Here is a 10,270-nt window from a genome sequence, read left to right on the forward strand (position 1 = left end):
ACGCTGTGCATAAATCGTTGCAACCGTCCCGTGCCTGCCCGCTTCCCGCAACATCAGCGACCGCCCGGGAAGGACGGGATCTGGAAGGGCAACTGCTGTTCCTGCTGCTGGGTCTGAGGCTGCTGCTGGGCCGCGGCCGGATCCGCCGTTCCGAGCGTCACCTTCGCCGTCTTCTCGCTACCACCGTCCGTGTAGGTGACGGTGACGGAGTCTCCGGGGGCGTGCGAGCGGACCGCCGCGATCAACGCGTCACCGCTCGAGATGATGCGATCGTCCAGCTTGGTGATGACCGCGCCCTTCGGAATTCCTGCTGACGCCGCCGGACCCCCCTCGGTGGCCTCGACGACGGTCGCGCCGTTGGCATCGTCCTTCGACGGCACCTGAACCCCGATCATGGCCTGGGTCGCCTTGCCTGTGGTGGTCAGCTCGTCGGCGATGCGCTTCGCCTGATCCACCGGGATTGCGAACCCGAGCCCGATCGAGCCGCTCTGCGTACCGGATCCCTCGCTTCCGCCGAGTGTGGCGATTGCGGTGTTGATACCGATCAGCTGGCCATCGGTGTTGACGAGCGCGCCGCCGGAGTTGCCCGGGTTGATCGCAGCGTCGGTCTGGATGGCGTCGATCACAGAGTTCTGATTGCCGGACTCACCGGAAGTCGACACCGGCCGGTTGAGTGACGACACGATGCCGGTGGTGACGGTGCCCGCCAATCCGAGGGGTGAACCGATCGCGACAACCTGCTGTCCCACTTCGAGATTCGACGACGAACCGAGTTCGATGGGTGTCAGATCGGTTTTGCCCTCGGCCTTGATGACGGCCATGTCCGACACCGAGTCGGCACCGACGATCGTGGCGTCGGCCACCGAGCCGTCCGAGAATGCAACGGTGAGTTTGCCGTTGGCGCCTGCGCCCGTCGCAACGTGGTTGTTGGTGAGGATCAAGCCGTCGCTGCTGAGGATGACGCCCGAGCCCTCACCCTCTTCCTGCGAACCCTTGACCTGAATCTGCACCACACTCGGGAGCACCTTGTTCGCGACGGCCTGAACGGAGCCGTCAGGGAAGTTCGCGGCAGGTTGCGCGGCTGTGACAGTCGAGTTCAACGAATTGCTGACTGCGCCACCGTTGCCGTTGGCGTTGTTGGTCGCAATCGCACCGACCGCGCCGCCGATTCCGCCACCGACCAGAACGAGAGCGATGGCTCCGGCCACCAGCGCCGAGCGACCGGGCCGGGTCTTCACAGCGCCGTGCGTCGAATTCGACTGCGGTGCAACGTGCTGCGGCTGGGCATGAGCCTGCGTGGACGCCTGGGGATGGCCCTGCTGGCCGTACGGCCCGTAGCCGGGCTGGTAGGCCCCCTGTCCGTAGCCGGCGTACTGCTGCGGGTAGCCCTGCTGCGGCGGTTGCGACCCTGCGTTGTGGGGTTCGTTCTGCTGGGACGGGAACTGCTGCGTCGGGTGCTGCTGAGCGGAATCCTGCTGAGCCGGATTCTGCTGTGTCGGATGCTGCTGTGTCGAGTAGTTCTGCTCGTCGCCGCCCGAAGCCCGGTTTACCGGATGCTGCTCGGACCCGGCACCCTGTCCGGGCTGTTCGGATTCGTTACGGTCGTCACTCATCGTTGCTGCTTCCTTCAGTAGAGACCTCGACATCCGAGGTCCGCCCGCCTTCTTGCTACTCACTGTGCAGGGCGGTACTGAGAGCGCGCTGAGACCCGGCTATCAGTTTGCCGAGAGTGTGTGGGGATCCGGGGCACCTTCGCCTGGCAGCACGATCCGAATGAGCGCACCGCCGCGTTCGGATACCTCGACCCCGATGGTGCCGCCGTGCTTGACGACCACCTGTCGCACGATGGCAAGCCCCAGGCCACTTCCGGGCATCGAGCGCGACGCCGTGGAGCGGTAGAAGCGCTCGAACACCAATTCGCGATCTTCCTCGGGGATGCCCGGGCCCGCGTCGTCCACCGTCAACTCGAGCAGACCATCACCGATCTGCCGCATAGCGATTCGTACTTCCCCGCCGCTCGGACTCCACTTCGCTGCGTTGTCCAGCACGTTCAGCACTGCCCGCGACAGTCCCGCTTGGTCGCCGTAGACGAACCACGGCATCAGCGTTGCCTCGAAGTCGATTTCGTTGCGGCGTCGGCGTGCTCGTTCGAGGCTGCGTTCGACGGCATCGGCAAGGTCGACGCGCTCGAACACCGTCTCCGGTGCGTCCTCACGCGCCAGATCGACCAGATCTCCTACCAGCGTCGACAGTTCCTGAATCTGCGCCACCACATCGGTTCGCAGTTCGGCCATGTCCTCGTCCGGAATGGACGGTGCACCGGGGCGACCGGCCGCGATCAGCAACTCCATGTTGGTCCGAAGCGATGTCAAGGGTGTGCGAAGTTCGTGGCCTGCGTCGGCGACCAATCTGCTCTGCCTGCCGCGAGATTCGGCGAGCGCCCGGAGCATCGTGTTGAAACTCTCTGTCAAACGGGCCAATTCGTCGTCACCGGTTACCGGGATCGGCGTCAGATCATCGGTACGCGCCACTCGTTCGGCCGCGGCTGTCAATCGAGCAATCGGCCGTAAACCGGTGCGGCCCACGGCCATGCCTGCGCCGGCAGCCAACACCACGCCGCAGCCACCCACGATGAGCAGAACCCACGCCAGACGATCGAGCACTTCTCCGGTGGGCAGCAGTCGCTGCGCGACGACGAGGGTGCTGCCATCCTCGGTGCGGATGGCCAACACTCGCTGATCGTCGAGCGTTCGCAGCGAGGATTCCTGATCTCCGCGCACCACGGCGAGTTCGGCGTCGCCGATCGGAACCTTCGGCCCGGGAGGGTTGTAGCTCGACATGTCCGGATAGATCAACGCCACGCTCACATCAGTGCTGTACAGCGTGGCACCGGCAACGAAGCGAGGATCGTACGAAACCAGGGTCGACTCCGCCAAAGCCGATGCACGAGAACGCAATTGCGTGTCCACATCGCCGTACAACGCCCGCGACACGACCGTGTACGCGGCAATGGCCATGACCGCGACCGCAATTGCCACGACCGAGGCGGCCAGCAGCGTCACCCGCCAGCGCAACGACACCGACCGAGTCAGAGGAGTCGGCGGCCGCATTGCTGTCGGCGGCCGCATCGCGGTGGGCGAGCTTCCGCCGACGTCGGCCGTCTTGCGTCCGAACGGAGCGACCATCACGGGGGCGTTTCGCGTAGGACGTATCCGACACCGCGAACGGTGTGGATCAGCCGCGACTCCCCCTCGGCCTCGGTCTTACGGCGCAGATAGCCGACATACACCTCGAGCGCGTTGCCCGACGTCGGAAAGTCGTAGCCCCAGACTTCCTCGAGGATTCGACTTCTGGTGAGGACTCGGCGTGGATTGGTCATCAGCATCTCGAGCAACGAGAATTCGGTTCGGGTGAGGCTGATGGAGCGTTCGGCACGCGAGACCTCCCGGGTGACCGGGTCCAGAGACAGGTCCGCGAACGTCATGGTCTCCGAGTCGATGCCCGCCTCCATCGCGGTGCGCCGTAGCAACGCTCGCAGACGGGCCAGTAGTTCTTCGAGCGCGAACGGCTTGGGGAGGTAATCGTCGGCCCCCGCATCGAGACCGGCGACGCGCTCGGACACAGAATCCCGAGCCGTCAGCACGAGAATCGGCAGGTCGTCGCCGACACTGCGCAATCGCCTGCATACTTCGAGGCCGTCGAGCCGAGGCATCATCACGTCGAGTACCAGCGCATCGGGCCGCCCCGCCGCTACCTGCTCGAGCGCGTCGAGCCCGTCGACAGCCAGGTCCACGGTGTACCCGTTGAACGTCAGCGACCTGCGCAACGACTCACGCACCGCTCGATCGTCGTCGACCACCAATATCCGCATTCGTACAGTTTGTCCTGGTCGACTGAGATCTGTCTGAGAGGGGTACCTACTCCGCCTAGAGCACCGGAAGGTTCCGTGCGAGCGGGAGGTTCCACTTCCGCCACAGCGCAAGCAGACGCAACCCAGTCGCAAGCACTGTTCCCACTACCAGTCCCACGTTCTCCGGCAGTGCCAGAACATCGGCCAGCACGACCGCCGACGCGCCGAGCAACGCAGGCAGGGCGTACAGATCCCGATGCAGCAGCAGGGGCACTTCATTGACCAATACGTCTCGGATCACCCCGCCGGCCACCGCCGTCGTGGTCCCGATAAGGGCTCCCGACAGGGCGCTCCCGCCGGAGGCCAACGCGATCGTCGCACCGGTCGACGCGAACAGTCCCATCCCGAAGGCGTCGAGCACGAGAACGCCGCGTCGCACCTTGCCCATCTGTCGATGAGCAACGAAGACGACCAACGACGCACAGAAGCCGACGGTGATGTTCGGCCACGTGTCCAACGACGTCGGAGGGTGGATTCCGAGAAGCAGATCACGAATGATCCCACCGCCGATACCCGTCGTGATGCCGACGACGCAGACCCCGAAAAGGTCCAGTCGGCGATGCACTCCGACCAGGGCACCCGACGCGGCGAACACCGCGATACCGATCAGGCCCAACACGTCGAGAAGCATCGGATCAGCATGTCACGGCACTGACAGGGTTTTGACAGCAACATCCGAGCGCAACCACAGGACCGACGAGCACATTCGAGTCGTCACCGATTCCAACCTCAGGAGCACGTCATGCGTATCGGATTCAAGAAGACCGTTGCCACAATCGCCGTAGCCGGTGCCCTCTCACTCGGCGGCGGTGCCATCGCCCAGGCCGCGCCGGACCGGGCCACGATCCCTGCTGTCGCAGGGACCTCGGAATCGGACGCCCTGCAGGCGCTCTCGGATGCCGGCTTCACCAACGTCACCACCGACTACGACCGCCCCGACGCCACCGTGATCGGAACGAATTTCCAGGCCGGAGCCAAGGTCAGCGAAAACGCGTCCATTCTGGTGATCGTCGGCAACGGCTAGCTCGACGGCAACAGGATCGAAGTCGGACGGCCACTGCTCCAGGGCACGTGCGTTACATGCACTTGCTGCTGCGTCGCTTCACTGTTTCAGGCGATAGTCTCGATCGAGTGCCGTCCGGCACGTCTGTTTCTCGAACCGAGGTGACCCGAAGTGCCGATCGTCGACAACGCCGTCTACGTGGAGGGGAAGCGAACCGCTAATCCCGAAAGCCTCGATATCACTTTCGAGTGCATGCGAGATCGCCACGGAATGGCATGGATTGGTCTCTACCGACCCGAACTCAGCGAAATCAACGCTGTGGCAAACGAGTTCGGGCTTCATCGGCTGGCCGTCGAGGATGCCATTGCGGCCCATCAACGACCGAAGCTCGAACGGTACGCCGAGCAGCTCTTCGTCGTACTGCGCCCAGCCAGGTACATCGACGAGACCGAAAAGGTCGAATTCGGCGAATTGCACATTTTCCTCGGCGCGGATTTTGTGGTCACCATTCGCCACGCCGAATCGCCCGAACTCGGCAAAGTGCGGCACCGGCTCGAAGAATCCCCGGAATTGCTCGGACTCGGGCCCGAAGCGATCCTGTACGGCATCCTCGATCAAGTCGTCGACGAATACGTTCCCGTCATCAAGGGGTTGCAAACCGACATCGACGAGATCGAGGATCAACTGTTCACCGGCGATCCGAGTGTGTCGCGTCGAATCTATTCGCTGTTGCGTGAGGTATCCGAATTCGATCGTGCTGCAAAGCCTTTGGTCGAGATGATCGAATCGCTCAAGCGCGGTTCGGACAAGTATCACGTCGACGTCGAATTGCAACGCAATCTTCGCGACGTGCTGGACCACGCGATCCGCATCTCGGACCGCATCGAGGCGTTCCGGTCCAATCTGCAGAACGCTATGACCGTGCACTCCACCATGGTGGCGCAGCAGCAGAACGAAGAAATGCGCAACATGACTCAGGTCAGCCTGGAACAGAACGAACAGGTCAAGCGCATCTCATCCTGGGGTGCAATACTTTTCGCGCCCTCGCTGATCGCCGCCATCTACGGCATGAACTTCGACGACATGCCCGAGTTGAAATGGCAGTTCGGCTACCCACTCGCGCTGGTCGCCATGGTGATCTGTTCCAGCGCGCTGTACGTGGTGTTCAAACGCCAGAAGTGGTTGTAGAGCGGCTTCGCCGCATGTGAGTGGAACTTCGTAGCAGGGGTCGAAGTTCCACTCACCTGGGCACTCAGGAGGAGCCGAACCTCGGGCCGATCGGGATGTCGCGGGTGAACGTCAACCTGTCGAACTCGTTGCCGTATTCGTCGATGGCACCGATGATCATCTTGCTGGGCGTGATCCCCGGAATACCCGGCACCACATCGACTCTGACGAACGAGTAGTTGAGGAACCGCACCCGAGACCAGGTGATGGACTCGGCCGACTTGGTGCCGTCCGGTGCCCACACGTAGCTGTTCGGAACTGCCGTGTCGGGGAGCTCGTGACCCCGATAGCTGACGCCTTCGCCGTCCTGGAACGTGTATCGGGGACGACCGCCCCCGCCGACGGTGTAATACACGGTGCCGTCCGTCTTTCCACTGACTGTCGCGTTGTCCCCGGCGACCCGCGTCGCGCGATTGCCACGGATGGGGTCGGTGCGCTCGAAGACGTGATTGTGGGCCTGGAGCACCACATCCACCTCGTACTTGTCGAACAGCGCTACCCAGGCGTCGCGCACACCGCCGTCGCTCGCGTGGGTGGACGTCGTCGAGTACGCGCAGTGATGGAAGAAGCAGACGATGAAGTCGATGTTCGGATCGGCACGGTATTTCGCGAGAGTCTGCTCCACCCAGGTGTTCTGGGCTCCCCCGCTGTACCCGGTATTGGCCTTGATCTCGTAGCTCACGTCGTTCGCGTCGAGCGAGAGAACGGCCATGTTGCCGTAGACGAACGAGTAGGCCGACGGACATCCCTTGGGCCCGGTGGTCGGCTGATCGAGCCGCGCCGCGTGACCGCCGTATCCGTTGGGGCTGTACAGCGCTTCCATGTCGTGATTGCCGGTGGCGAACAACCACGGAGCGGTGGACGCGCTCGCCTCGATCGCCTGGAAGTAGCCGTCCCAGACGAAGGGGTTGAACTTGTCGAACCCCTTCGGCGGCGTCTGGCCGTGCTTGGCGAACTGCGGCGGCAGACCGGCACCGGACGGATCGGCGTACGCGATATCACCGGCGAGGATGTGGAAGTCCGGGTGCGAGGCCTCGATCTGCCGATTGATGTTGCGCGCATGCTTGACCGACGGTTCGTTGTCCGCCTTGTAGTACTGGTCGTCGTAGTCGCCGGCGACCAGACCTGCTGGCTGCGAGGGGGTTTCGTCAACACCCTGATCGCCCATCATCGTGAACCGAAACGGTGCGATGCGGCCGGACGGTAGCGCCGGAGACGCGCTGCGGATATCGCTCACGAAGCCGTCGGCGGTGCGCCAGCGGTAGTAGTGCGGTAACTTCGGCGTCAGATTGTCGACGGGCACATGCACGTAGTACTGCTCCGCCGACAGAATTCCGCCGTCGGTCTGCGGTACCTGACTGATCAGATTGCGTACCTCGGCCGACGTCGTCGCACCGAGAGCAGGCGTGGGGCCGTGGTCGAGAAAGACGCCGGTGAGCCCGGGGTTCCGAGAGAGCTGAGCCGAGAACCGCAGCTGCGTCGCCGGATCGTTTCCGAATCCCATATGCCTACCGGCCACCGCCAGCGGAGCGTCCTGCGCATAGGCGGTGCGCGCGAACACCGAATTCCCGACGCCTACCGCGGCTGCCGTCGCGGCGGCTCCCACCAGGAAGTTTCGACGACTGACCGGGTGTCGTCGCAGGAACGACCGATGCCAATCGTGCTGTTCGGCCATGGTCATGTTCTCGGCGAGCGTGCCCGGGATTCCGGTTGCGACAGTCTCGCCTGCGGGATTGAGCGTCATGCATCGATCGTGACCGCAGAGCCCCTCGAACGCTGAACAGAACCGAGCTCTACGGGTGAACAAAAGGAGAACACCGATGCACAACGGGACGAACGAGGACAATCCCGTCGGGCCGACACCTCAAAATCTACGTTCCAAGCTCGCATCGGGAGGGAGGTCGTCAACGAGGCCGAGAAAGTGAGACTGAGACCGGCAGAAAGTCACAAGACAAGCTTCGCCAACGGACAACCCGGGGTGAAGCTTGCTCGCGCAGACCGACGGTTCACCAACACGCGTTACGTCACCGCATTGAAAATTACGGACAATCTTCGTTCAATCAGCGTATATCCGGCCGCTTCACCCGTCCGTATCGTTCTGGCGAGCCATGCTCGCCTCCAGAGCATCTTCGAACAAGTCGGAGCCACATGACATATCGGAGTGGGCGGGCAAGAAGACTTGCCGCCACCATCGCCAGTTCTCTCGTTCTCGTCGTCGCATTAACTGCTTGCGATCCGGTAGGTACAGGATCAGCAGGTGGCACCACGACGGTCCCCCCAGTGACGACAACCACCACGGAACCTGCCGGCCCAACCGACCCGACCGATACCCCCGTCACCACCGATCCGCCCATAACCACCGATCCCAGCCAGCCGGCGGAGCAATTCGATCCAATCGATCCCGACGCACCGAGCGACTGGGCTCCAGCAGAACCGCTGACCACGAAGATTGTGCCGCGTCCGGAGACTGTAGTCGCGCAACCGGGTACCGTTCTGTCCATCACTGGTGATCCCTCGATCAGCCAAGTTGTGGTGCTCGCACCGGACCAGCAGGTACCAGAGATCGGCGGATTCTTGGCAGTCGATATCGATCAGGACAATCCCCTGGGCGCACTCGGTCGAGTGGTGGCCATCAACCAGACTCCGGGTGGCGCAACAGCGGTCACGATCGAGCCGGCACTGTTGGATGAGGCTTACGAAGTCTTCCAGGTCAATTCGACCTATTCCATGGCCGACGCTGTCCAGTTCGAGTCCGGGTCTGGAGCCGATGGAGCAGCACCGGAACCGGAGAGCCGGCGGGGTCCCGCGATCCCCGCAAGCTTGAACAAGCTGATGGACACGTCGATGTTCGAGTGCAACGGTGACAAGACCGGGCTCACTCTCAGCAATGAACTAACTCTGGCCGATCTGCGGGTCACCATCCAATTCGACATGGCTAGCCGGTACTTCCGGACTGTCGTGGACCTGGAGCCGAAGACCGTTCTGAGTCTCCAGGTCGCAGGCGTCTTGAGCTGCAACGTGAAGCCCGAGAGGATGCCGCGCGTACGTATCCCGATCGCAGCGGTATTCGGCGTCAACTTCAAACCAGCGGTGTCTTTCTCATTCAAGTCTGGGCTCAATGTCACGGCAACCAATTCTGTAGTTGCCTCGGAGGGCGTTGAGTTCAGCAACGGTCGATCGAGATCGGTACATCGTGCTCCGATTTGGGAGACATCGATTGATTTCGCACTTGCAGGCAAGGCGTCGACTTTCGTCGGACTCTCTGGAGCCTTCGACATGGGTGGCCGCGCAACTGCCGGGATCGAAGTCGGTCCCGAAATTTCCTTCGAGGTGAACACCACGGGTCTCTGCCTCGACACGTCGGGCGGTGTCAAAGTCGGTGGTGTGCTTGACCTGGACCTTGTCTTGTTCAGGTGGCATCAAGAACTCACGCTATTGCGACTTGGTGACAGACTTCTGGTCACTAGATGCTCGGACGACCCCACCGGACCGCCGACGACGTCGGCTCCAGTCACCACCACACCGCCGACGACTACCCCACCTCTAGGCGTTCTCGTTCCAGGGTCTTTGACCAATCTTCAGATCGATCAAAATTTGCGATGCAGTGTCATTTCGCCGACTGACGGAAGATCCGTGTACTACGGCGGAAATTCTTGTGGCACGGCAGCCTTCATAAACGGCATCGCTTATGGTGTGGTCGGTCCCGCTTTTACACTGGTGAGCGGACCGACATCGACGGGCGACGGGTCGGGCGGAAACCCGCAAATCATTCGAACCACCGTGGCCGCGGGCGACACGGGTGTGCAGCTCGAACAAGTCGATACCTTCGTCGAAGGAAGTGGTTCCTACAACACGACGATCAACGTCCGCAATACTCTCGCGGAACCTGTCGACGTGAAGCTGTATCGAGCTGCGGACTGCTATCTGGGCCAATCGGACTTTGGAACCGGGCAGATTTCCTCTGATTCTGTTTCCTGCGTCGCAAACAACAATCGCCGCATCAGCTGGACCGATCTCACGGGCGGCGCAAGTGTCAATGGCCAGGTTGATGTCCCCGCTGGTGGCCAGGTGAAAGTCCCCGGTCCGTGTTGATGTTTCCGGTTTGTCAGGGGCTGTCCTTTCGGTGTTGT

General features: G+C 62.6%; 8 protein-coding genes. 3 read left to right on the forward strand and 5 right to left on the reverse strand.

The annotated features are described in order from the left end of the window. Positions 1-53: 53 nt before the first annotated feature. The 4 genes from CH305_RS02085 to CH305_RS02100 form a co-directional block, all read right to left on the reverse strand. A complete protein-coding gene (locus CH305_RS02085; protein WP_094702354.1) occupies positions 54-1,613 on the reverse strand; it encodes a S1C family serine protease in 1,560 nt (519 codons plus the stop codon). A gap of 102 nt (positions 1,614-1,715) precedes the next feature. Continuing rightward, the gene (locus CH305_RS02090; protein WP_032404311.1) at positions 1,716-3,185 is read right to left on the reverse strand and encodes a HAMP domain-containing sensor histidine kinase; all 1,470 of its coding nucleotides are present in this window, start codon (positions 3,183-3,185) and stop codon (positions 1,716-1,718) included. Beyond that, complete coding sequence (locus CH305_RS02095) at positions 3,185-3,871, reverse strand: response regulator transcription factor (protein ID WP_032377306.1); 687 nt, start codon at positions 3,869-3,871, stop codon at positions 3,185-3,187. The genes CH305_RS02090 and CH305_RS02095 overlap by 1 nt, the downstream gene beginning before the upstream one ends. Before the next feature lie 55 nt (positions 3,872-3,926). Further along, positions 3,927-4,541 (reverse strand): trimeric intracellular cation channel family protein, encoded by a 615-nt coding sequence (locus CH305_RS02100; RefSeq protein ID WP_032404313.1) that lies wholly within the window; start codon positions 4,539-4,541, stop codon positions 3,927-3,929. Between the two features lie 111 nt (positions 4,542-4,652). Between CH305_RS02100 and CH305_RS02105 the strand changes: the two genes are divergently transcribed. Continuing rightward, positions 4,653-4,934: a PASTA domain-containing protein gene (locus CH305_RS02105; RefSeq protein ID WP_032404314.1), complete on the forward strand. Its 282-nt coding sequence runs from the start codon at positions 4,653-4,655 to the stop codon at positions 4,932-4,934. A 150-nt stretch (positions 4,935-5,084) separates the two neighbouring features. Continuing rightward, the gene (gene corA / locus CH305_RS02110; protein WP_037175428.1) at positions 5,085-6,101 is read left to right on the forward strand and encodes a magnesium/cobalt transporter CorA; all 1,017 of its coding nucleotides are present in this window, start codon (positions 5,085-5,087) and stop codon (positions 6,099-6,101) included. A gap of 64 nt (positions 6,102-6,165) precedes the next feature. Here the strand turns inward: corA and CH305_RS02115 are convergent, their stop codons facing one another. Beyond that, positions 6,166-7,884 (reverse strand): metallophosphoesterase, encoded by a 1,719-nt coding sequence (locus CH305_RS02115; RefSeq protein WP_094702356.1) that lies wholly within the window; start codon positions 7,882-7,884, stop codon positions 6,166-6,168. A gap of 536 nt (positions 7,885-8,420) precedes the next feature. Between CH305_RS02115 and CH305_RS02120 the strand changes: the two genes are divergently transcribed. Further along, the gene (locus CH305_RS02120) at positions 8,421-10,232 is read left to right on the forward strand and encodes a hypothetical protein (protein WP_094702358.1); all 1,812 of its coding nucleotides are present in this window, start codon (positions 8,421-8,423) and stop codon (positions 10,230-10,232) included. Positions 10,233-10,270: the final 38 nt, after the last annotated feature.

Source organism: Rhodococcus sp. 15-649-2-2, assembly GCF_002258645.1.
Lineage (GTDB): Bacteria > Actinomycetota > Actinomycetes > Mycobacteriales > Mycobacteriaceae > Rhodococcoides.